Origin of the sequence: Methyloversatilis sp. XJ19-13, from assembly GCF_024580155.1 — a bacterium.
Taxonomy (GTDB): domain Bacteria; phylum Pseudomonadota; class Gammaproteobacteria; order Burkholderiales; family Rhodocyclaceae; genus Methyloversatilis.
The window spans coordinates 35,888-58,322 of sequence record NZ_JANINH010000009.1 but is presented as its reverse complement, the minus strand read 5'-3'; the positions used below and the strand labels follow the sequence as shown (position 1 = coordinate 58,322).

General features: G+C 65.3%; 17 protein-coding genes. 2 read left to right on the top strand and 15 right to left on the bottom strand.

Going from position 1 to position 22,435, the window contains the following annotated elements:
• Positions 1 to 13: 13 nt before the first annotated feature.
• From NMQ14_RS12820 to NMQ14_RS12805, 4 genes are all read right to left on the bottom strand, one after another.
• On the bottom strand, positions 14 to 1,453 hold the full coding sequence (locus tag NMQ14_RS12820; protein ID WP_257096728.1) for an efflux transporter outer membrane subunit: 1,440 nt from the start codon (positions 1,451 to 1,453) through the stop codon (positions 14 to 16).
• Positions 1,450 to 4,560 carry an efflux RND transporter permease subunit gene (locus NMQ14_RS12815; RefSeq protein ID WP_257096726.1) on the bottom strand — a complete coding sequence of 1,037 codons (3,111 nt, stop codon included), beginning with the start codon at positions 4,558 to 4,560 and terminating at the stop codon, positions 1,450 to 1,452. Before NMQ14_RS12815 ends, NMQ14_RS12820 begins: the two co-directional genes overlap by 4 nt.
• A 14-nt stretch (positions 4,561 to 4,574) precedes the next feature.
• Positions 4,575 to 5,801: an efflux RND transporter periplasmic adaptor subunit gene (locus NMQ14_RS12810; RefSeq protein WP_257096724.1), complete on the bottom strand. Its 1,227-nt coding sequence runs from the start codon at positions 5,799 to 5,801 to the stop codon at positions 4,575 to 4,577.
• Between the two features lie 92 nt (positions 5,802 to 5,893).
• Entirely contained in the window at positions 5,894 to 7,303 is a 1,410-nt protein-coding gene (locus NMQ14_RS12805; RefSeq protein WP_257096722.1) for a TAXI family TRAP transporter solute-binding subunit, read from the bottom strand.
• Between the two features lie 144 nt (positions 7,304 to 7,447).
• Between NMQ14_RS12805 and NMQ14_RS12800 the strand changes: the two genes are divergently transcribed.
• Both NMQ14_RS12800 and NMQ14_RS12795 read left to right on the top strand, forming a co-directional pair.
• Positions 7,448 to 8,485 carry an HD domain-containing phosphohydrolase gene (locus NMQ14_RS12800; protein ID WP_257096720.1) on the top strand — a complete coding sequence of 346 codons (1,038 nt, stop codon included), beginning with the start codon at positions 7,448 to 7,450 and terminating at the stop codon, positions 8,483 to 8,485.
• Between the two features lie 3 nt (positions 8,486 to 8,488).
• On the top strand, positions 8,489 to 11,599 hold the full coding sequence (locus NMQ14_RS12795; RefSeq protein ID WP_257096718.1) for a response regulator: 3,111 nt from the start codon (positions 8,489 to 8,491) through the stop codon (positions 11,597 to 11,599).
• 13 nt (positions 11,600 to 11,612) lie between these two features.
• Here the strand turns inward: NMQ14_RS12795 and gloA are convergent, their stop codons facing one another.
• The 11 genes from gloA to miaB form a co-directional block, all read right to left on the bottom strand.
• Positions 11,613 to 12,011: a lactoylglutathione lyase gene (gene gloA, locus NMQ14_RS12790; protein WP_257096717.1), complete on the bottom strand. Its 399-nt coding sequence runs from the start codon at positions 12,009 to 12,011 to the stop codon at positions 11,613 to 11,615.
• Between the two features lie 25 nt (positions 12,012 to 12,036).
• Entirely contained in the window at positions 12,037 to 12,846 is an 810-nt protein-coding gene (locus tag NMQ14_RS12785) for a SprT family zinc-dependent metalloprotease (protein ID WP_257096716.1), read from the bottom strand.
• Entirely contained in the window at positions 12,785 to 13,528 is a 744-nt protein-coding gene (locus NMQ14_RS12780; RefSeq protein WP_257096715.1) for a 1-acyl-sn-glycerol-3-phosphate acyltransferase, read from the bottom strand. The genes NMQ14_RS12785 and NMQ14_RS12780 overlap by 62 nt, the downstream gene beginning before the upstream one ends.
• A complete protein-coding gene (gene gmhB / locus NMQ14_RS12775) occupies positions 13,528 to 14,070 on the bottom strand; it encodes a D-glycero-beta-D-manno-heptose 1,7-bisphosphate 7-phosphatase (RefSeq protein WP_257096714.1) in 543 nt (180 codons plus the stop codon). Before gmhB ends, NMQ14_RS12780 begins: the two co-directional genes overlap by 1 nt.
• 3 nt (positions 14,071 to 14,073) lie before the next feature.
• Entirely contained in the window at positions 14,074 to 16,179 is a 2,106-nt protein-coding gene (glyS, locus tag NMQ14_RS12770; protein WP_257096713.1) for a glycine--tRNA ligase subunit beta, read from the bottom strand.
• 51 nt (positions 16,180 to 16,230) lie between these two features.
• The gene (gene glyQ, locus NMQ14_RS12765; RefSeq protein ID WP_257080867.1) at positions 16,231 to 17,181 is read right to left on the bottom strand and encodes a glycine--tRNA ligase subunit alpha; all 951 of its coding nucleotides are present in this window, start codon (positions 17,179 to 17,181) and stop codon (positions 16,231 to 16,233) included.
• A gap of 30 nt (positions 17,182 to 17,211) precedes the next feature.
• Positions 17,212 to 18,678 carry an apolipoprotein N-acyltransferase gene (gene lnt, locus NMQ14_RS12760; protein WP_257096712.1) on the bottom strand — a complete coding sequence of 489 codons (1,467 nt, stop codon included), beginning with the start codon at positions 18,676 to 18,678 and terminating at the stop codon, positions 17,212 to 17,214.
• Positions 18,675 to 19,538 carry an HlyC/CorC family transporter gene (locus tag NMQ14_RS12755; protein WP_257096711.1) on the bottom strand — a complete coding sequence of 288 codons (864 nt, stop codon included), beginning with the start codon at positions 19,536 to 19,538 and terminating at the stop codon, positions 18,675 to 18,677. The genes lnt and NMQ14_RS12755 overlap by 4 nt, the downstream gene beginning before the upstream one ends.
• A gap of 105 nt (positions 19,539 to 19,643) precedes the next feature.
• Positions 19,644 to 20,096 carry an rRNA maturation RNase YbeY gene (gene ybeY / locus NMQ14_RS12750; RefSeq protein ID WP_257096710.1) on the bottom strand — a complete coding sequence of 151 codons (453 nt, stop codon included), beginning with the start codon at positions 20,094 to 20,096 and terminating at the stop codon, positions 19,644 to 19,646.
• The gene (locus NMQ14_RS12745; RefSeq protein WP_257096708.1) at positions 20,096 to 21,079 is read right to left on the bottom strand and encodes a PhoH family protein; all 984 of its coding nucleotides are present in this window, start codon (positions 21,077 to 21,079) and stop codon (positions 20,096 to 20,098) included. The genes ybeY and NMQ14_RS12745 overlap by 1 nt, the downstream gene beginning before the upstream one ends.
• Positions 21,076 to 22,425 carry a tRNA (N6-isopentenyl adenosine(37)-C2)-methylthiotransferase MiaB gene (gene miaB / locus NMQ14_RS12740; RefSeq protein WP_257096705.1) on the bottom strand — a complete coding sequence of 450 codons (1,350 nt, stop codon included), beginning with the start codon at positions 22,423 to 22,425 and terminating at the stop codon, positions 21,076 to 21,078. Before miaB ends, NMQ14_RS12745 begins: the two co-directional genes overlap by 4 nt.
• Between the last annotated feature and the right edge of the window lie 10 nt (positions 22,426 to 22,435).

The following is a 22,435-nucleotide window of genomic DNA, read 5'->3' as shown; positions in this document are numbered from 1 at the left end:
GATGGACCGGAGATCAGGGTGCGGCCGCTGCGGCCTCGCCCTGCTCCGCCGTCGCGTCGGGCCACCCGCCGCCAAGCGCGACATACAGGTTCACCACTTCCGCCAGTTGCGACTGGCGCGCCCGGACCAGGGCGAGCGATGCGTCATTCGCGCTTCGCTGCGCATCAAGTACTTCCAGATAGCGCGAATAGCCCGCGTCGTAGCGCTTCTGCGCAAGCTCAAGACTGCGTGCTGCGGCGTCGAACTGCGCTTGCAGCGCGACCACACTCTGCGCGTACTGTTCGCCCGCCACCAGCGCATTGCGCACATCGGTGAAGGCACTGCGCACCGCCGACACATAGCTCGCCAGCGCCTGCTTCTGCTGCGCACTGGCCTGATCGACGCGCGCGCTGCGGCGGCCGGCGTCGAACAACGGCAGATCCAGCCCGACGCCCAGCGACCAGATATTGGCCGGGCCGCTGAACAGGTCGGACAGTTCGCGACTTTGCGAGCCGTAGTTGCCGGTCAGCGAAATCGACGGGTACAGCGCAGCCTTCGCCACACCGATCTGCGCGCTGGCTGCGGCCAGATCGGCTTCGGCCTGACGGATATCCGGCCGCGCGTCGAGCAGCGACGATGGCAGGCCGGCCGGCGGTTGCAGCGGCAGAGGCAGCGCGCGCAGGTCGCCCGGCGCGATGGCCAGATCGAGCTGGCCACTGAGCAGACCGAGCTGGTTTTCAGCAATCGCACGACTGCGCGTCAGATCGGCGATCTGCGCCTCGATGGCCGACACCGCGCCCAGCGCCTGCTGCAGTTCGAGATCATTGGTCAGGCCACGTTCGGCGCGCGTACGCAGGATGGTGGCGTTGTCGCGCCGTGTCGTCAGCGTGTCGCGCGACAGCGCGAGCTGGGCATCCAGGGCCCGCAGGTTCAGGTAGCTGCCGACCAGCTGGCTCACCAGTGTCAGCTCCACCGTATCCTTCGCGTAACGGGTACCGAGCGCCTGCGCGCGTGCCGCCTCGCTGGCGCGGCGCAGCTTGCCCCAGAAGTCGATCTCAAACGAAGTCGAGATCGCAGCCTGGAAATTGTTGCGATACAGCGGCGCCCCCGCCGGAATCGGCGTCGCCACGCCGCTGATGCGTGAGCGGCTCGCGGCCGCCCCCACGCCGACGTCCGGAAACAGGGCCGCACCGACTTCGCGCAGCACGGCGTCCGCCTGTTCGATACGCGCAACGGCACGTTGCACGTCGCTGTTGTCGGTCAGTGCGCGGTCGACCAGCGCATTCAGCGTGTCGTCGTTGAACAGCTTCCACCAACCGCGCGCCACGGCAACCTGGGGCTGACCGTCAGCCGACGCAGCAAAGCGCGCCGGCAGCGGCAGTTCAGGTCTCACATAATCCGGGCCCACCATGCAGCCGGACAGCAGCAGCGCGGCGAGCGCAGTCAGGACCGGCGAGCGGAATGCACGCTTCATTGCGCCGCCTCCGGGGTTTCCGTGTTGCGCGTTGCCGCCTTGCGGCCGCTCAGCCAGCTGTAGAACAGCGGAATGAAGATCGTCGCGACAAACGTTGCGGCCAGCATGCCGCCGAACACGCCGGTACCCATCGAACGGCGGGCCGACGCACCGGCGCCGGTGGCGATCACCAGCGGCACGACCCCGAGAATGAAGGCAAGCGCGGTCATGCAGATCGGGCGGAAGCGCAGCCGCGCCGCCTCGAGCGACGCCTCGATGGCGCTCATGCCCTCGGCCTGCTTCTGCGCGGCGAATTCGACGATCAGGATGGCGTTCTTTGCGGCCAATCCGACCAGCACCACCAGACCGATCTGGAAGTAGATGTCATTCGGCATGCCGCGCACCCACACTGCCAGCAGCGCACCCAGGATGGCGAACGGAATCGCAAGGATGACCGCCAGCGGCAGCGACCAGCGTTCGTACTGCGCAGCGAGGATCAGGAACACCATGATGATGCCGAAAGCCATGGCGATGACCGAAGTCAGGCCGGTGCGTTTTTCCTGATACGCCTGACCGGTCCATTCCAGCGCGTAGCCGGCTGGCAGGATGTCGCGTGCCACCTCCTCCACGATCTGTATGGCTTCGCCCGAACTGCGGCCCGGCGCCGAATTGCCGAGGATCTTGGCGGCGATGAAGCCATTGAAACGCTCGACCATTTCCGGACCGACGACGGACTTCACGGTGATCACCGCCGACAGCGGAATCATCGCGCCGGTGGTCGCCCGCACATACGGTTTGCCCAGATCTTCCGGCTTCATGCGGTAGGCGGCATCGGCGCCAAGCTGCACCTTGTAGGTCTTGCCCGAGCGATTGAAGTCATTCACGTACAGCGTGCCCATCGTCGCCTGCAACGTCGAATACAGCGCGTCGATCGGAATGCCGAGCGCGATCGCCTTCGCCTCGTCCACCTCGACGCTGAGCTGCGGCGAGGACACGCGGAAGAAGCTGTTCATGCCGGTCAGTTCGGAGCGCGCCTTCAGCGCATCAAGCAACTGCGTGGTGATGGCGGCGAGCTTGCGCGGATCGGCCTCCTCGCGCGCCTGCACGTACGCTTCGAAGCCACCCGCCGTACCCAGACCCTGAATCGGCGGCGGATTGAAGATCAGTCCCATGCCATCGCTCAGTTTCATGCCTGCCGCTGCAATCTTCTTCTGCAGGTCGTCTGCGGTTTCCGTGCGCTGGTCCCAGGGTCGCAGCACGACGAACATCATGGCAACGCTCGAGCGGTTGTTGCCGGTAATGAAATCGATGCCGCGCACCATGAACAGGTTTTCCACCGCGGGCTCGTCGTTGATCACCTTGCGCAGCTTTTCGAACGACTGTTCGGTGCGCCCGGCCGAAGCGCCATCCGGCAAGGTCACGAAACCGAACAGATAGCCCTGATCTTCCGACGGTACGAAGGCGCCCGGCACAACGCGGAACATGAAGCCGGCGCCAGCGAACAGCAGGCCGACCACCAGCACGCTGATCATTCCATGGCGCAGCGTCAGCGCCACCGTGCCGGTGTAGACCTTCGTCAGCCAGTCGAAGCCGCGGTTGAACGGCCGGAACATCTTCGATTCGCCGTCGTGCGGCTTGAGCATCAGCGCGCACAGCGCGGGCGTCAATGTCAGCGCGACGATGCCGGAAATGGTGACCGACACCGCCACCGTGGCGGCGAACTGCTGATACAGCTTGCCGGCGATGCCACCCAGGAAGGCGACCGGCACGAACACCGCAACCAGCACCAGCACCATGGCGACCAGCGCGCCGGACACCTCGCGCATCGCTTCCAGCGCCGCATCCTTCGGCGTGCGGCCGAATTCGCGCATCTGCCGCTCGACGTTTTCCAGCACCACGATAGCGTCATCCACGACAATGCCGATCGACAGCACCATGGCGAAAAGCGTCAGGGTATTGATCGAAAAACCGAATATCCACAGTCCGGCGAAGGTGCCGACCAGCGACACCGGCACCGCGATCAAAGGGATCAGCGTGGCACGCCAGTTCTGCAGGAACACGAACACCACCAGCACGACCAGTACGGTGGCTTCGAGCAGCGTGGTTGCCACCGCCTTGATCGATTCGCGGATGAAGCGTGTGGTGTCGTTCGGAATGATGAACTCGAGCCCCTCCGGCAGGCGCAGCGACAGTTCGTCCAGCTTGGCGCGCACCAGATTCGCCGCCTCCAGCGCATTGGCGCCCGACTGCAGGTAGATGCCCATGCCGGACACCGGCGTGCCATTCACCTTGGTCGTGCGGTCATAGTTTTCCGCGCCCAGCTCGATGCGCGCGACGTCCTTCAGCCGTACCACGCCGCCCGGGCCATCGGCGCGCAGCAGGATGTTCTCGAATTCCTCGATGCTCAGCAGACGACCCTTGGCACTGACCGTGTAAGTCAGCTGCTGGCCGTTGAGCACCGGCTCCTGTCCGATGCGACCGGCCGCGTTCTGCGCGTTCTGCACGCGGATCGCCGCCGCTACATCGGAGGTGGCGATGCCCAACCGCGCCATCACGTCCGGCTTGAGCCACACGCGCATCGCGTACGGCGCGTCGAAGGCGATCGCGTCGCCGACGCCACGCAGCCGGCGCAGTTCGTCGAGCACGTTCACCGCAACGTAATTGGTCAGAAAAAGTGTGTCGCGCTGCCCATCGGTCGACTTCAGCGCAGCGATCATCAGCAGGTTGTTCGAGCGCTTGCGCACCACCAGACCGTTACGCCGCACGTCCTCCGGCAGTCGCGATTCGGCCACCGAAATGCGGTTATTCACCGCGATCAGCGCGGTGTCGGGGTCGGTGCCGACTTCGAAGGTGAGCGTGATGCTGACCGTGCCGTTGGACGTCGACGTCGAGTTGAAGTACAGCAGGCCTTCGACGCCGGACAGCTGTTCCTCGATCGGTGCCGCAACCGTGCGCGACAGCGTTTCGGCGTTGGCGCCCGGATAGGTGGCGGTGACGATGACCGTCGGTGGCGAGATTTCAGGGTATTGCGCGACCGGCAGCGACAGCGACGCCACCAGACCGGCAATCATGATCACGATGGAAATGACGCCCGAAAAGATCGGGCGCGTGATGAAGAAGCGGGCCATGGCTGCGCGCTCCGTCAGGTCTTGGGCTGCGCGGCGGCCGCCGCCGGCGCATTGGCCGGTGCCTCGCCCGGCGCACGCGGGGCAACGGGCGCGCCCGGGCGCAGCTTGATCAGGTTGTCGACGATGACGCGCTCACCCGGCTTCAACCCATCGGTGACCACCCAGTTCTTGCCCTGCCAGTCGCCCAGCTTGACCGGGCGCGGCTCGACCTTTTCATCAGCACCCACCAGCATCAGCACCGGGCCGTTCTCCGTCTGCGTCACGGCTGCCTGCGGCACCAGGAACACATTGTCCTGCTCGCCGACGATCACACGGGCGCGCACGAACTGGCCGGGCAGGATGCGTGCGTCGGCGTTGGCGAACTCGGCGCGCATTTCCATCGTGCCGAGCAATGCGTCGATCCTGCTGGCCGAAAAGTTGATCTGCCCGCGCTGCGGGTAAATGCTGCCGTCGGGCAGTTGCAGTTCGACGTCGCGCAGGTTGCGCGCGGCGGCGCGGCCACCCGGCAGCTTCTGCAGGTCGCCATCGGAAAGGCTGAAACGGATCCAGATCGGATTGATCTGCGAAATCGAGGTCAACAGGCTGTCGCTGCCGGCATTGACCAGCGACCCTTCGGAACGCTGCGCCCGGCCCGACATGCCGGACACCGGCGCGGTCACATTCGTATAGGAGAGGTTCAGTTCAGCCTGGCGCACCGCCGCTTCGGCCGATTTCATCGCCGCCTTCGACACCGCACTGGCCGATTTCGTATCGTCGAATTCCTTCTGGCTGATCGCCCGCTCGGCCACCAGGCCCTGCAGACGCTGCAGCTCGCGCGCCGTCTGTTCGTCCAGCGCCTGCGCTTCGGCCAGTTGCGCGCGGGCCTGGGCAAGTGCGATCTCGAAGGGTGCGCGCTCGATGCGGAACAGCGGCTGGCCGGCTTTCACGGCTTCGCCTTCGCCATACAGACGCTTTTCGATGATGCCGGTCACGCGCGCCCTGACTTCAACCTCGCGCGCCCCTTCTGCCTGCGCAACCGATTCGATCAGCAGCGGCGCGCGCGTGCGCTCTGCCACCACGACAGACACCGGCAGCGGTTTGGGTGCTGCAGCCGCGGCCGGCTGGTCACCGGAACAAGCACTCAGGAAAATCGCCGCAATCAACAGGGGGACGATCGACAGGGAAACACGCAGGGCGGCGGGAGAACGATGCAGGGACGCCGGCGACATGGTGGCGGTCGGGACTGCGGGGCGGGCGGGCATCAATGCTCTCCAGATCTCGGCCTGCAATTATATACACGCACGAATGTTTGTAAATTACAGGGGACTTGCCGCCCGCTGCCCCCCCGCAGAGGTCAGGCCTGCGGGGTGACAGGGGCGCCGTCGGCGGCACCGGAGGTCGACAGGTCTGCCGGCACGACGTTCTCCGCCAGCCCCTGGATGCGACGGCGCACCATGTGGATGTGCATGCGCAACTGATAGTGATAGTCGGCGTGCGACAGTGGCACGCCGATGCGCGCGACCGCGATTTCGATGCGGTCGAGGTCGTGCAGCCATTCGGCGCGCGAGCGCGTCGTATCTTCCTGCAGCGCCTGGCGTTCCAGATCCTTCAATTCGCCGTACCAGCGGTACAGCTTGCTGCGCACGCGCCAGACGTAGAGCTGCGGCAGGATGCGGAACAGCGGCACGGCCAGTGCGAGCAGCGGCACCAGCAGCACGATCATGCGGTCGAGCAGGTTGGCGATCGAAAACGGCAGGTAGCGTTGCAGGAAAGGCGGGCCGACTTCGTAGAAGCGCGCCGCACGTGGGTGCAGCTCGAAGTCGCCGCCGTCGGACTGCGGAAACTCGCCCGGATGCTGAAAAACCGTGGCTTCGGCGTGCGCCGGCTTCATGGCGCCCAGCATCAGGTCGATCAGCGCCGGATGCGTGTCCTCGCGCGCCACGACGTAGGCGCGCGTCGCCACCATCGAAATGTCGCGCGACGGAATGTCGCGCACGAAGTCGATCGCACCGCGCGGCAGCGTCACTTCATTCAGGTGGGGAAAGCGACGTGCATAAGCCGGCGACTGCGCCATGCTCATCAGCGAGATACCGTCGGCGTACAGCAGTGACCACACGCTGGCCGAATTGACCGCGCCGACGACGATCAGCGCATCGATCTGGCGCGACAGCAGTGCCGCCACGCCAGCGGTGCCGCCGAGCGGCTTGAGCAGCTTCGCGTCGCCGACAAGTGCATGCGCCTCCAGCAGTTGCAGTGCCAGATGGCGCGTGCCGCTGCCTTCGGCACCGACTCCGATGCGCAGACCCTTCAGCTGATCCAGCCGATCCAGGCCCGGCCGGCCGCGATGGAACACCCACACCGGCTCGTAATACGCTGCACCGAGCGACAGCAGGCCGGGCGGATGGTCTTCCGCACTGCCACCCTGGACGAAGGCGAAATCGACCGACTGCTCCGTGTCCATCAGCCGCTGCAGGTTTTCGATCGATCCGGCGCTCTGCCGCACGTCGACGCGCACGCCGAACGGCTCGATCAGCGGTTTGTAGCGCGCACAGTAGGTCTCGTACGCCGAGCCTTCGGCGCCGCAAGAGAAAGTCGTGAAATCGGGCGGTGCCGGCTTGATGTAGCGCGCGGCGAACCAGAAGCCCGCGCCGACGATGAGCAGCGCCGGCAGGACGAGCACGAACATGTCACGGAAGGACAGCTGACGCAGCCAGTTGCGCAGCGCGGACGCGCGCAGGGTGTAGGGCGGGGGTGGCGAAGTCATGCGAATCGGATCAAGGCGAAATTTGCGGCGGGCTAAAGTGTGCGACGGCTGCGTCCGTTAAACGGGCACGATGCAACATATTGAATGTACGGGCGCGCCGCAAGCTTCCACAAAATACACTGACCGAAACCAGAGGTTCGTCCGATGAACGTAGTGGTGATCGACGATGCCCAGGTGAACCTGGTGCTGATGGCTGCGCTGCTGGGCAAGCTGCCCGACTGCACGGCGACCTGTTTCCTGTCGCCCGCCGGAGCGCTCGAACACTGCATGCTCGAAGATCCCGATCTGGTGATTGTCGATTACATGATGCCTGACATGGATGGTATCGAGTTCATCCGGCGCTTCCGCAGCCACCCTGCCCGCTCGCAGACACCGCTGCTGATGGTGACCGCGGATCACGAACGCGAGGTGCGCTACCGAGCGCTTGAATCGGGTGCCAACGATTTCCTGAACAAGCCGCTGGACCGCATCGAATTCACCTCGCGCGTGAAGAACATGCTGTTCCTGCGCCGCAGTCAGGTCGCGCTGGCCAACCACGCCCGGACGCTGGCCGACGAGGTGCGCCGGGCCACTGCCGAAATCTACGGACGCGAGCGCGAAACGCTGAACAAGCTGGCGCGCGCAGCCGAATTCCGCGACCCGGAAACCGGCGCCCACATCCTGCGCATGGCGCACTATTCCGCACTGATCGCGCGCACCATGGGGCTGGATGCCGACATGGAAGAATCGCTGTTGATCGCAGCGCCGATGCACGACGTCGGCAAGCTTGGCACGCCGGACCACATACTGCTCAAGCCGGGCCGACTGGATCCGGACGAAATGGTGATCATGCGCAGGCACGCTTCCATCGGCCACGAAATCCTGAAGGATTCGGCATCTCCCTACATGCAGCTCGCCGCGACGATCGCCCTGACTCATCACGAAAAGTTTGACGGAACCGGCTATCCCAACGGACTGGCCGGCGAGGACATTCCGCTGGTCGGCCGTATCGTGGCCGTTGCTGACGTATTCGATGCACTGACCTCGCCGCGACCGTACAAGCCGGCCTGGGACCTCGACAAGGCAACAGCCTTCCTGATTGAGGGCCGCGACAGCCACTTCGATGCTGTCTGCGTGGATGCACTGCTTGGCCAGTGGGATCAGGTGCTGGGCATTCGCGCCCGCTTTCAGGACGATACCTGAGCCATGGATGATGCACTGACGCCGGGTGGCGGAGGTCTGCTGCAACGCATTGCAGGACTGTTCGCGCTGGTGTTCTGCGTCAGTGTGGTGGGCAATGCGCTCTACACCGCGCACGAACAGTCGCAACACACTCTGCAGCAGTTGCATCGCAATGCGCTGGCCGAAACTCGCGTGATCGGCGAACGGCTCCAGCAGGCCACTCTGCTTGACCAGAGCAACCTCCAGCAGCGGTTGCCGGGCGACACCCGCCTGCAGGGTGCGGCACTGATCAATACCGATGGCACCACACTGGCGGCATTCCGGCACAACGGCGGACCCAACTGGGTGGGAACCGCCCCAACACAGTTCGAAGCGCCGCCGGCGATACCGCAACCGGACGTCCGCACCCTGTCGGCGAGCGAAAGCCGCACCGGCGGAGGCAGCCAGACGCGCGTCGTCAGCTGGGTTCCGCTGAACAGCGATGCGGGCCTGCGCTGGCTTCGCACTGAAACCGACAGTGCCGAAGCACGCGAGGTGTGGCAACACATCCTGGCTGACAGCCTGCTACACGGATTGATCGCCATGCTGGTCGGCATCGTTGCGCTGTACGCGTTGCTGCGCCGTCCGCTGGCCGCATTACAGCAGTGCACCGACTTTGCCGAGCGACTCGACCGTTCGACGGGTGAAACTCTGCCGGCAGGCACTGGTTCGCACGAGACCGACCGGCTGGCGCAGGCACTGAACTGGGCATCACTGAGCCTGTACGACCAGCGCAGCGCGCTGGCCGAAAGCGAGGCACACACCGGCGCCATCATGACTGCCGCGATCGATGCGGTCATCACGTTCGACACCTTCGGCAACGTCCTCGAGTACAACCCGGCGGCCGAACGCATGCTGGGCTGGACCCTGACCGAGGCGATGCAACGGCCAGTGATCGAACTGCTGGTCACGCGCAGCGAGCGCCAACGAGACGAGACGGATCTGGTGCAATGGCTGAGCCGACGCTTTGACGCAGTCGTGGGCCATCACCTTCAACTTGATTTGTGCCGCAAGGACGGCAACCTGTTTCCGGCCGAACTTGCGATCACCGCGTCACAAATGAAGGGGCGCACGCTGTTCACTGCTTTCGTGTCCGACATCAGCGAACGCAAGGCAATACAAGAACAGATCATGCATGCACGTGACGCTGCCGAAGCGGCCAACCGCGCAAAGAGCGACTTCCTCGCAAACATGAGCCACGAAATCCGCACGCCGATGAATGCGATCATGGGCATGACGGAACTGGCGCTCGACACCGACCTGACCGCCGAACAGCGCGAGTATCTCAGCCTGGTAAAACAGTCTTCCGATGCGTTGCTGACCTTGATCGATGACATCCTCGACTTTTCGAAGATCGAGGCCGGTCATCTGGATTTCGAGCGGATACCGTTCAGCCTGCGCGACGTCATCGGTGGTGTCGTGCGCACCCTGCGACCAAAACCGGGCAAACAGGTAGAGTTGCGCTGCCACATCGATCCCGCGGTGGCTGACGCGGTGCTGGGTGATCCGATGCGGCTGCGTCAGGTACTGACCAACCTGATATCGAACGCGCTGAAATTCACCGAACACGGACGGGTGGACGTATCGGTCACGCTGGACGAGATCACGCCCGAGGCACAAGGCCTGCGCTTTGCCGTTCGCGACACCGGCATCGGCATTCCACTCGACAAGCAGACGCTGATTTTCGACGCCTTCTCGCAGGCGGATACCTCGACCACGCGCAGATTCGGCGGCACCGGCCTCGGACTGGCCATCTGCACGCGTCTGGTGCAGTGCATGGACGGCACGATAGGCGTCACCAGCACGCCCGGCGAAGGCTCGACCTTCCATTTCACCGCCTGTTTTCCGCGCGCCCTCGGCAGCGAGCTTGCCCAGTCAGATACCCGCTCCCTGGACAACGTGTCCGTGCTGGTGATCGAACCGGACGCAGCCGCACGCGGGGATCTGGCGGCCCGGCTGGCGCACTGGCATGTCGTACCGAAACTGTGCGCCGACCTCGACGCCGGCATCGGCGCCATCGTGTCGGCAGAGACCGAAGCGCGCTGCTACCAGGCGCTGCTGGTCGACCTGGAGATTGCCCGTCGCGACGATTGGGCGCTGGTGCATACGCTGGGCAGCGAATACAGCCCGGACCTGCCCATCATCGTGCTGCATGACGGCAAAGCAGCACCCGACGCGAGGGCGGTGCCGGCCGGCGTTAGCGGCCTGATCGCACGGCCGGTTGAGTCAGCACAGATGCTCGATGCCCTGATGGCCGCGCTCGGCATGGGTCCCGACAAGCCAGCCGGACGGCCGTCCGATGCGCTGCCCCCGTTGCGCGACAACCGACCGCTGAACATCCTGCTGGCCGAAGACAATCCGATCAACCAGACGCTCGCGCTGCGTCTGCTGGAACGGCTCGGCCATCACGTCGAACTGGCCAGCAATGGCGCCGAGGCCGTGGAACTGGCCGCCCGGCAGCGCTTCGACGTGATCCTGATGGACGTGCAGATGCCGCAGATGGGCGGCTTCGAAGCAACGCGGCACATCCGTGCCCAGGACGGCCAGCGGCACACACCCATCGTCGCGATGACTGCACACGCAATGGCTGGCGACCGCGAAAAATGCATCGAAGCCGGCATGGACGGCTATGTATCGAAGCCGGTACAGGTCCCGGCGCTGCTGCGCGCGCTGGACGAAGCACTCGGTCCGTCCGCTGCACCATCGGTCAGCCGCCCGCCCGACACGCCGGCGGACGCAACGCGGTTCGACCGCCTGTTCATGCTCGGCAACCTCGGTGGCGACGAGGGCCTGATGCACGACATCATCACGCTTTTCCTGCGCGACTATCGCAACACACTGGACGCGCTGGTGCAGGCCTTTGCCGGCGGCACCCGGGAAGAACTGGCGACGCAGGCACATACGCTGAAGGGAATCGTGCGCAACTTCGGCGCCACGCGGGGCGCCGGCATTGCCGCGCAACTGGAACGCGGGGGCAGCGGCATTCCGTCGGAAGACCCTCAGTGCGCCGCATGGGTGGAGCAGTTGGTCGACGAGACCGAGGCACTGGCCACCGAGCTGCGCGCCGAGCAGCAGGCGGCACGCAAGGTCGCGTGAGCGACGCCCGGGTTCAGCTGGCGCCCGACGTGCCGCGCTGGATGAATTCGATCTTGTAGCCGTCCGGGTCCTCGACGAAGGCGATCACGGTCGTGCCGTGCTTCATCGGACCGGCTTCGCGCACCACGCGACCACCCAGTGTCCTGACCTGATCACAGGTTGCGTAAGCGTCATCGACTTCCAGCGCAATGTGGCCGTAGGCGTTGCCCATCTCGTAGGTGTCGGTATCCCAGTTGTGAGTCAGTTCGAGCACGGCGCCTTCCGATTCGTCCTGATAGCCGATGAAGGCGAGCGTGAACTTGCCGTCCGGATAGTCCTGCCGGCGCAGCAGGCGCATGCCGAGCACCTTGGTGTAGAACTCGATCGAACGGTCGAGCTGACCGACGCGCAACATGGTGTGCAGGATTCTCATGATGTGACCTCGCAGTTTGGGCGGTTCAATGGGCGACGATGCGACCCGGGTGCTGGGTACGCAACTCGCGTCGCGCGGCTTCGAAGCCGGGCAGGATCAGCGCCACGGTATCCCAGAAGGCGCGCGAGTGATTCAGTTCCTTCAGGTGCGCCAGCTCGTGGGCGATCACGTAGTCGATCATCGCTGGCGAGAAATGGATCAGTCGCCAGTTGAGCCGGATCACGCCTTGAGCGGTGCATGTGCCCCAAAGCGTATTGGCCGAACTGAGCATGACGCGCGACGGCGACACGCCGATGCGCGCGCCCAGTTCGGTCGCACGTTGCGTGAAGCGCGTGAGCGCTTCACGCTGCAGGAAGGCGCACACCGCATCGCGCACGCGGTCGTGGTCGGCATCGGCCGGCAGCGGCAGACGCAGCATGTCATCGTCGATCATCGGCCGGGCGCAGGTGTCGCCGAGCCGCAGCGTCACATGACCGCCCAGCCAGGGCAGTCGGGCACCATCGCGCCAGTCGGTGCGCACCGGCGCACGGCGCGCACGCACTTCGCCCAGTTTGGTGAATATCCAGCGTTGCTTCTCGCGTAGCGCCTCCTCGATCTGCGGCAGCGTCACCCAGTGCGGCGCGGTCACGCGCAGCCCGGATTCACCGATCGAAAAACCGATCGAGCGGCGACGCGAACGACGCAGCGCGTACTCGACGATCTGCTGCCCAAGCACGATATGACGCCCGCGCAGCGGCGGCGGCGCGGCGTGTTCCGGCGTATCGAGGGCCAACTCAAGCTGCTGCGGACAGGTGTTCGGCTTCATAGTGATGCGGAAAAAGTCGACGCATTTCACTTTCGATCCAGACCTGAGCGTGCCCGTTGATCTGTTCGGTCGTCAAGCCCTGTGTCGCGATCGGAGGGCCGATGCTCACGACGATTTCGCCCGGATACTTCAGGAAGGCGTTGCGCTTCCAGTAGTCACCCGCATTGTGCGCGATCGGTACCACGGGCGCACCGGTCACCTGCGCAAGCCGCGCGCCGCCGACCTTATAGCGTCGAGTCTGCCCGGGTGGCATGCGTGTGCCCTCCGGAAAAACGGTCACCCAGAATCCCTGTTCGAGCAGTATGCGGCCCTGCTCCTCGACCTGCGCCAGCGCGTCCTTGCCGGCCGAGCGGTCGATCGCGATCATCGGCATGCAACCCAGTCCCCAGCCGAAGAACGGAATGCGCAACAGCTCCTTCTTGAACACGAAGGCGACGCGCGGCAGGATCACCTGCAGGCTCAATGTCTCCCACGCCGACTGATGCTTGCACAGCACGACCGCACTGCGAGAAGGCAGGTGCTCGCGGCCGATGACGCGATAATGCAGGCCGACGATGAAACGCAGCGCGAACATCGTGAGGCGCGTCCAGGCGCCGATGATGCGATAGCGCACGCGCGGCGGCAGAGGCCTCACCAGGATGGCAATCAGCGAGAACGGCGGCGTGATGACGGCGAGGAACAGGAAGAACAGGACGGAGCGAACGAAGGTCATCAGTCGGCAGTCACCGTGAGTGCGCGCACCATGGCGGCCAGATTGTCATAGATCCGGGCGCCAGGCGGCAGCGCCGGATCGGCTTCGGTCTTCATGCCCTTGCCGGTACGCACCAGCACAGGTTGTGCGCCCGCTGCATCGGCCGCCTGCAGGTCGCGCAGGCTGTCACCGACCACCGGTACGTCCGCCAGATCCACGTTGAAGCGACTGGCGATTTCCAGCAGCATGCCCGGCTTGGGCTTGCGGCACGCGCACTTCGAATCGGCCGCGTGCGGACAGAAGAAGATGGCGTCGATGCGCCCGCCGGTCTGGGCAAGCGAGCGGTGCATCTTGTCGTGGATCGCAGCCAGGGTGTCCATGTCGAACAGCCCGCGACCGACGCCGGACTGGTTGGTCGCCACCACGACGCGCCAGCCGAACTGGTTCAGCAGCGCGATCGCTTCGAGCGAACCTTCTATGGGTCGCCACTCCTGCGGCGACTTGATGAACTGGTCGGAGTCGTAATTGATGACGCCGTCGCGGTCGAGGATGATCAGCTTCATCCGTCAGTCTTTCAGTTCAAGCCGCGAAATGTCCGCCACGGCATTCATCGCCGTGGCCAGCTGACCGAGCAGCGCAAGCCGGTTGGCACGCACGGCCGCATCGTCATCGTTCACCATGACGTCGTCGAAGAAGCGATCGACCGGCGCACGCAGCATCGCCAGCGCGCTCAGTGCGCCAGCGTAGTTGCCACGTTCGACATGCTGATGCGCCATCATGTTTGCCGTGCTCAGCGCATGGTTCAGCTCGACCTCGGCATCTACCGCGAACAGCGCGGGGTCGATGACGTCACCGACCTCGCCCGCCTTCTTCAGGATGTTCACGATGCGCTTGTTGGCCGCTGCGAGCGACTGCGCCTCGGCCAGTTCGGAGAATGCAACCACGGCGGCAAGCTTGGCTGGCACCAGATCGATGCGTGTTGGTTTGAGCGCCAGTACGGCATCGATTGCGCGCGCGTCGTGGCCGCCATCCTTGAGCAGGTTGCGCAGTCGTTCCTGCATGAAATCGAGCAGCTGCGCGGCGAACCCGGCGGTTTCGCCGGCGCCGATCTGGCCGGCACGGAAACCGCCGGCTGCGATCTGCACCAGCTGACCCAGATCAAGCGGCAGCGACGCGTCCATCAGGATGCGCAGCACGCCCAGTGCGGCGCGGCGCAGCGCGAACGGATCCTTGTCGCCAGTCGGAATCTGGCCGATGCCGAAGAAGCCGACCAGCGCATCAATCTTGTCGGCCAGCGATACCGCGCTGGCGACATCGCCCTGCGGCAACGCATCGCCGGCAAAGCGCGGGCGATAGTGCTGTTCGACCGCCGCCGACACCGTGTCGGTTTCGCCGTCATGCTGCGCGTAATAGCGTCCCATGACGCCCTGCAGCTCGGGAAACTCGCCCACCATGTCGGTCATCAGGTCGGCCTTGGCCAGCAGTGCGGCGCGTGCCGTTGCCATCACGTCCGCGTCGAGCAGATGCGAGATTTCCGACGCCAGCCTCTGGATGCGCATGACGCGGTCGAACTGGCTGCCGAGGCGGTTGTGATAGACCACCGACTCCATCTTCGTGATGCGTCCGGCCAGCGGTGTCTTCTTGTCCTGCTCGAAGAAGAAGCGCGCATCGGACAGGCGGGCGCGCACCACGCGTTCGTTGCCGGACACGATGTTGTGCGCATCGGCCACCTGCATGTTGGACACGACGAGAAAGCGGTTGAGCAGCTTTCCCGAGGCGTCGAGCAGCGGGAAGTACTTCTGGTTCGCCTTCATCGTCAGGATGAGGCATTCCTGCGGCACCGCCAGGAATTCCGGTTCGAACTGGGCGATGTAGACGACCGGAAACTCGACCAGCGCCGTCACTTCGTCGATCAGCGCTGCGTCATCGACGTGACGCACGCCCTCACCCAGCGCCGCGCAGGCCTGGGCCAGCTTCTGCGTGATGAGCGCGCGGCGCGCCTCGAATGAGGCCATGACCGAACCGCGCTCATACAGCGTGCGGGCATACTCGTCAGCACCCGCCAGCGTCACCTCGCCCTCGCCCATGAAGCGGTGGCCGCGCGTGCTGCGGCCGGATGCGTGACCGAAGGCCTCGCCCGGCACGATGCGGTCGCCATGCAGCATGACGAGCCCATGCACCGGACGGACGAACTGGAAGTCGCAGTCGGACCAGCGCATCAGCTTCGGAATCGGCAGCTTCTTCAAGGCGTCGAGCACGATGCCGGCGAGCACGTCATCAAGCGCAGCGCCTGCAACTGTCATCGCGTGGAACAACGTTTCGCTCTTGCCATCCATCCGGCGCGTGAACTGCGGCAGCGCCTCGGCCGGGATGTTCTTCGCCTGCAGCTTCTTCAGCAATGCCGGTGTCGGCCGGCCATCGGCGTCGAGCGCGACGGCGACCGGCATCAGCTTTTCGTCGACCACGGCATCCGGCGCTCGGTCGGTCACGTTCTGCAATGCAAGTGCGAGGCGGCGCGGACTGGCGTAGCGGTCCATGCGCGCATCGGCGGCGACCAGCTTGCGCTCGACCAGCGCCTTGAACACGCCGTCGGCGAACACTTCGCCCAGTCGCGAAAGCGCTTTCGGCGGCAACTCTTCGGTCAGCAGTTCGACCAGTAATGTGGCGTGCATAATCAGTCCAGAATCAGCCGCCATGACCGGCGGCGTCGAAGCAATCGGTGATCAGGCGGCGCGCAGCGCTTCGATGCGGCTGCACTCTTCTTCGCCCAGCAGCGCGCGCAGGCGCGGGCTCGTCAGGTCGGCCATCGGAAAGCCGCGCTGCTCGCGCGACGCGTAGTAGGCCTGCGCCACCAGTCGCGCCAGTGCACGCACGCGACCGATGTAGGCGGCGCGCTCGGTGACCGAAATCGCGCCGCGCGCATCGAGCAGGTTGAAGCTGTGCGAGGCCTTCATGACCATTTCGTAACCGGGCAGCGGCAGGCCGATTTCGATCAGGCGCTTCGCTTCCGACTCGTAGTCACCGAACTGCCTGAACAGCCATTCGACGTTCGAGTGCTCGAAGTTGTAGGTCGATTGTTCGACCTCGTTCTGGTGATAGACGTCGCCGTAGCGGATGCCCGGCGCCCACACCAGGTCATACACGTTCTCGACGCCCTGCAGATACATCGCCAGGCGCTCGGCGCCGTAGGTGATTTCACCGAGCACCGGCTTGCAGGGGATCGAACCGACCTCCTGGAAATAGGTGAACTGCGTCACCTCCATGCCGTCGAGCCACACTTCCCAGCCCAGCCCCCAGGCGCCCAGCGTCGGCGACTCCCAGTCGTCCTCGACGAAGCGGATGTCGTGCTGCGACGGGTCCAGCCCCAGCGCACGCAGGCTGTCGATGTACAGCTCCTGGATGTTCGGTGGCGACGGCTTCAGCGCGACCTGGAACTGGTAATAGTGCTGCAGCCGGTTCGGGTTCTCACCGTAGCGCCCGTCCTTCGGGCGGCGCGATGGCTGCACGTAGGCGGCGCGCCAGGGCTCGGGGCCGATGGCGCGCAGGAAGGTCGCGGTGTGGAAGGTGCCGGCACCGACCTCGATGTCATAAGGCTGCAGCAGGGCGCAGTTCTGGTCACCCCAGAAGCGGGACAGACGCAGCAGGACTTCCTGGAATGTGGGTGCGGCGGACATGGGCACTGAACGAATCGGAAAGCGCGGATTCTACCGGCTCGCCTTGCGCCGCACCATCGCCGCCCCGATCAGCAGCAGCGCGCCGATCACCACCGGCGCATTGCCCCAGCGCATGAAGGGCGTCAGGCCCTGATGACCGGACAGTTCGACGCGCAGTCCGGCGCGCTGGAACGGCGGCAGTGCAGCGATGACGCGACCGTCGGCGCCGATGGCTGCCGTCATGCCGGTATTGGTGGCGCGCAGCATGGGCCGGCCCATCTCGAGCGCGCGCAGTTGCGCGATCTGCAGATGCTGCGGCTGTGCCAGCGAATCGCCGAACCAGGCGGTGTTCGACACATTGACCAGCAGCGTCGCATCGCGCGCGGCGGCGATCAGTTCCTCGCCGAACACGTCCTCGTAGCAGATGTTCACCGCCACCTTCTCGCCCGCCAGATCGAGCGGCGGCTGCACCGCCGCACCGCGACCGAAGTCGGACATCGGGATGGACAGCAGCGACAGCGTCCACGCGAACAGCGGCGGCGTGAATTCGCCGAACGCCACCAGATGCGACTTGCTGTAGCGCGCATCGTCACGACCCAGTGCGACCGCGCTGTTGAAGTAGCGGGCGGTTCCATCGCCATCGCGACCGATGGTGATCGCCCCCATCAGCACATCGCGGCCGGTGCGTCGCACGTCGGCCAGCCAGTCCGGATCGATTTCGTCATAAGGCACCGGGATCGCGGTTTCCGGCAACACGACCAGATCGGCGGGCCAGGTGCGCGCGAGGTCGAGATAGGTCTGCATCGAATCGGGCAGACGTTCCGGCACCCACTTCAGGCTTTGCGGCACATTGCCCTGCAGCAGGCTCACCGTCAGCGTGCGGCCTGTGGGCTCGGTCCAGCGAATGGCTCCGAGCAGCGCGCCACCGGCCAGCAGTGCGACCAGCGACACGAGGGCCGGCCGCCAGGTCATCCGCTGCAGCGCGGCCGCGGCGAGCAGGGCGGCGATCAGTGCGGCGATCCAGCCTGCGCCGTGCACGCCGAACACGGGTACGTAGCCCGCCAGCGGGCTGGGTGGCGCGTGCGCATAGCCGCTGGCCAGCCAGGGAAATCCGGTCAGTAGCGTGCCGCGCAGCCATTCGGTCAGCGCCCACTGGCCGGCAAACAGCGGCGCGTACAGCACGCGACCGGGGCGCAGCCAGCACTGTGCTGCGCAGGCCGCCGCCGGGAAGAAGGACAGGTAGACGCAGAACAGGAAGGTCGCGAGCAGTGAAATGACCATCGGCATGCCGCCGAAGTCGTGCAGGCTGACATGTACCCAGGACACACCGCCGAGGAACCAGCCCAGGCCGAACACGAAACCGGTCAGCGCTGCAGCACGCGGGGCGCAGCGGTCGGTCAGCCACAGCAGCGTGGCCAGCGACAGCAGCGGGAGCGCAAACAGGCCAAGCGGTGCGAATCCGGCAACCGCCAGCAGACCGGCCGCACCGGCTGCGGCCAGCCTGAACGCCGGCTTCATTCGGCCTGCGATGCGGCGATCGGCGTGGCCGGCTTGATGCGATCCACCATCAGCGTATGCACGCGACGACTGTCGGCGCGCAACACGGTGAAACGCAGATCCTGCAGCTGGATGACTTCGCCGCGCTTGGGGAGGCGGCCGAGCTGGTGGATGACCAGACCGCCGACCGTGTCGAAGGCGTCGTCTTCGAACCCGGTCGCGAAAACTTCGTTGAAATCCTCGATCTCGGTCGCCGCCTTGACGCGATAGCGCCCGGCCTGATCGATCCGGATGTTGTCGGCCGACTCGTCGAAGTCGTACTCGTCCTCGATGTCGCCGACGATCTGTTCCAGCACGTCCTCAATCGTCACCAGCCCCGCCACACCGCCGTATTCGTCGACGACGATCGCCATGTGGTTGCGGCTGGCGCGGAACTCGCGCAGCAGCACGTTGAGCCGCTTGGATTCCGGGATGAACACGGCCGGTCGCAGCATGTCGCGCAGACTGTCGTCGTGGCCGGCCACCAGACGCAGCAGATCCTTGGCGAGCAGGATGCCGATGACGTCATCGCGGTTGTCGCCGATGACCGGGAAACGCGAGTGCGCGGTGCGCAGCGCGGTATCGACGATCTTTTCCAGCGGGTCCTCGATGTCGACGCAATCCATCTGGGCGCGCGGAATCATCACGTCGCGCACCGGCATGTCGGACACCTGGAGCGCGCCTTCGATGATGGACAGGGCGTCCGCGTCAAGCAGATTGCGTTCGAAGGCGGAGTGCAGCAGCGCCAGCAACTGGTCCCGGTCTTCCGGTTCGCGCATCAGAAGATGGCTCAGCCGTTCGAGAAAACCCGGGCGATGCGGGGCAGAAGGACTACTGTCCATGCGGGGAATGGGGAACGAACACGCCGCAAGTGTAACCCGAGCTGCGTGCAGGTTTCGAGTCAGGCGTGCGTCGCAGGCCGCGAGCGCACCGTCGCATGCCCGGTTTCAGCGGTCGTCGGCGTACGGATCGGGCAAACCCAGCCCGGCCAGGATGCGCCGTTCTTCAGCCTCCATTGCCTCGGCGTCCGCCTCCGACGTTTCGTGATCCCGGCCCTGCAGGTGCAGCGTGCCGTGCACGATCAGATGGGCAGCATGCTGCGCGAACGGCTTGCGCTGTGCAGTCGCCTCGGTCGCAAGAACCGGCTGGCAGACGACGAGATCGCCCGCCAGATGCGCGCCCTGCTCGTACGGGAACGACAGCACGTTGGTCGCGTAGTCACGGCCGCGATAGTCGAGATTCAGCGCACGGCCTTCATCGGCGTCGACGAAGCGCACCGTGATGTCGGCACGCGCCACGACCTCCGCGTCGAGTGCGGCACGCACCCAGCGCAGGACATCGGCGCGCGGCGGACAGCCTTCCCGCGCGCAGGCGTACTGCACCGACAGATTCAGCCGCATCAGCCGCGCGGTCCCCTGCGCATGGCTTCTTCGGCCTCGCGCTGCGCGTCGAATCGTTCGTAGGCGGACACGATGCGCGCCACCAGCGGATGGCGCACGACATCCTCGGCGAGGAATTCGGTCGTCGCGATGCCGCGCACGTCATGCAGCACCTTGCGCGCTTCGCCCAGCCCGCTCTTGTGGCCGCGCGGCAGATCGACCTGCGTCAGGTCGCCGGTGATGACCGCCTTGGAGCCGATGCCCATGCGGGTCAGGAACATCTTCATCTGTTCCGGCGTGGTGTTCTGCGCCTCGTCGAGAATGATGAAGGCGTTGTTCAGCGTACGGCCGCGCATGTAGGCCAGCGGCGCGATCTCGATCACCTGCCGCTCGAAGGCGCGCGCCACGCGCTCGAAACCCATCAGTTCGTACAGCGCGTCGTACAGTGGCCGCAGATACGGATCGACCTTCTGCGCCAGATCGCCGGGCAGGAAACCGAGCCGCTCACCGGCTTCGACCGCAGGGCGGGTCAGCACGATGCGCGCGACCGTTTCGCGTTCCAGCGCGTCAACCGCGCTGGCCACGGCCAGATAGGTCTTGCCGGTGCCGGCCGGACCGATGCCGAACGTGATGTCGTGTTCCTGGATCTGCTTCAGGTACTGCGCCTGCCGCGGCGTGCGGCTGTGCAGATTGCTCTTGCGTGTCAGCAGCGTGGGCGCTCCGGGTTCCGGCAGCCCGCGGTTCGACAGTTCGATCAGGCCAAGCTGGATGGCATCGACACTCAGGTGGTCCTTGGCGACGCTGTAGAAGTGGCGCAGCGCAACGACGGCCCGCTGCGACTGCACCGGATCACCGCTGACGCGGAAATTTTCGCCGCGACGCGCGATTTCGACGTCGTAGGCGGTTTCCAGCTGGCGCAGGTTTTCGTCGAGCACGCCGCACAGATTGGCCAGCCGCGTGTTGTCCAGCGGTTCGAGCAGCAACTCGAGCGGTTTGGTTTTCAAGCGCCGACCGCCTCTCGGGTCAGCACCGCGCCACGCAGGCTGTGCGGCAGCGCGGATTCGATGCGCACGTCGATGAAATGTCCGATGAGCCGGGCCGGGCCGCTGAAATTCACGACGCGGTTGTTGTCGGTGCGGCCCGCCAGTTCGCGGGCGTCTTTGCGCGATTCACCCTCGACCAGGATGCGCTGCACCTTGCCGACCATGGCCTGGCTGATCGCCTGCGTGTGCTCCTCGATGCGCTTCTGCAGTCGAGCCAGTCGCGCCTGCTTCACTTCGGCCGGTGTGTCGTCCGCCATGTCGGCGGCCGGCGTGCCGGGCCGTGCGCTGTAGACGAAACTGAAGCTGTTGTCGAAACCGACGTCTTCGATCAGCTTCATCGTTTTCTCGAAGTCGTCGTCGGTTTCGCCCGGGAAGCCGATGATGAAGTCGGAACTGAGCGACAGGTCGGGACGCGCTGCGCGCAGCCTGCGCACCACCGCCTTGTATTCGAGCGCCGTATAGCCGCGCTTCATCGCCGCGAGGATGCGGTCCGAACCGCTCTGCACCGGAAGGTGCAACTGCGACACCAGCTTGGGCAGTCGCGCATAGGCGTCGATCACCCGCTGCGTCATTTCGCGCGGGTGCGAGGTCGTATAGCGGATGCGCTCGATGCCGGGCAGGTCATGCACGCATTCGAGCAGGAAGGCGAAGTCGCCGATGTCGTCCGAGCCACGACTGATCGGCGCACGCCAGGCATTGACGTTCTGGCCGAGCAAGGTCACTTCCTTCACGCCCTGGCCGACCAGGGTCGCCACCTCGGTCAGGATATCGTCCAGCGGACGCGACACTTCCTCGCCGCGCGTGTAGGGCACGACGCAGAAGGTGCAGTACTTCGAGCAGCCTTCCATGATGGATACGAAGGCGGTGGCGCCTTCGACGCGCGCCGGCGGCATGTGGTCGAACTTCTCGATCTCGGGAAAGCTGATATCGACCTGCGGCCGACCGCTCTCGCGGCGTTTCGCGATCAGGTCGGGCAGTCGATGCAGGGTCTGCGGACCGAATACAAAGTCGACATAGGGCGCGCGTTCGACGATGGCCGCACCTTCCTGACTGGCGACGCAACCGCCGACGCCGATCAGCAGGCGCGGGTTGTCCTTCTTCAGGTGCTTGACCCGGCCCAAGTCATGAAACACTTTCTCCTGCGCCTTTTCGCGCACAGAGCAGGTGTTGAACAGGATCACGTCGGCCTCTTCCGGTCGATCAGTCGGCGTCAGGCCTTCGGACTCGCCGAGCACGTCGGCCATCTTGTCCGAGTCGTACTCGTTCATCTGGCAGCCAAAGGTCTTGATATAAATCTTGCGGCTCATCGGGGCGAAT

Excerpts from the sequence above, each read along its gene's own strand:
- NMQ14_RS12820 (WP_257096728.1), bottom strand. The coding sequence starts at position 1,453 with ATGAAGCGTGCATTCCGCTCGCCGGTCCTGACTGCGCTCGCCGCGCTG.
- NMQ14_RS12815 (WP_257096726.1), bottom strand. The coding sequence starts at position 4,560 with ATGGCCCGCTTCTTCATCACGCGCCCGATCTTTTCGGGCGTCATTTCC.
- NMQ14_RS12810 (WP_257096724.1), bottom strand. The coding sequence starts at position 5,801 with ATGCCCGCCCGCCCCGCAGTCCCGACCGCCACCATGTCGCCGGCGTCC.
- NMQ14_RS12805 (WP_257096722.1), bottom strand. The coding sequence starts at position 7,303 with ATGACTTCGCCACCCCCGCCCTACACCCTGCGCGCGTCCGCGCTGCGC.
- NMQ14_RS12800 (WP_257096720.1), top strand. The coding sequence starts at position 7,448 with ATGAACGTAGTGGTGATCGACGATGCCCAGGTGAACCTGGTGCTGATG.
- NMQ14_RS12795 (WP_257096718.1), top strand. The coding sequence starts at position 8,489 with ATGGATGATGCACTGACGCCGGGTGGCGGAGGTCTGCTGCAACGCATT.
- gloA (WP_257096717.1), bottom strand. The coding sequence starts at position 12,011 with ATGAGAATCCTGCACACCATGTTGCGCGTCGGTCAGCTCGACCGTTCG.
- NMQ14_RS12780 (WP_257096715.1), bottom strand. The coding sequence starts at position 13,528 with ATGACCTTCGTTCGCTCCGTCCTGTTCTTCCTGTTCCTCGCCGTCATC.
- gmhB (WP_257096714.1), bottom strand. The coding sequence starts at position 14,070 with ATGAAGCTGATCATCCTCGACCGCGACGGCGTCATCAATTACGACTCC.
- glyS (WP_257096713.1), bottom strand. The coding sequence starts at position 16,179 with ATGCACGCCACATTACTGGTCGAACTGCTGACCGAAGAGTTGCCGCCG.
- glyQ (WP_257080867.1), bottom strand. The coding sequence starts at position 17,181 with ATGTCCGCCGCACCCACATTCCAGGAAGTCCTGCTGCGTCTGTCCCGC.
- lnt (WP_257096712.1), bottom strand. The coding sequence starts at position 18,678 with ATGAAGCCGGCGTTCAGGCTGGCCGCAGCCGGTGCGGCCGGTCTGCTG.
- NMQ14_RS12755 (WP_257096711.1), bottom strand. The coding sequence starts at position 19,538 with ATGGACAGTAGTCCTTCTGCCCCGCATCGCCCGGGTTTTCTCGAACGG.
- ybeY (WP_257096710.1), bottom strand. The coding sequence starts at position 20,096 with ATGCGGCTGAATCTGTCGGTGCAGTACGCCTGCGCGCGGGAAGGCTGT.
- miaB (WP_257096705.1), bottom strand. The coding sequence starts at position 22,425 with ATGAGCCGCAAGATTTATATCAAGACCTTTGGCTGCCAGATGAACGAG.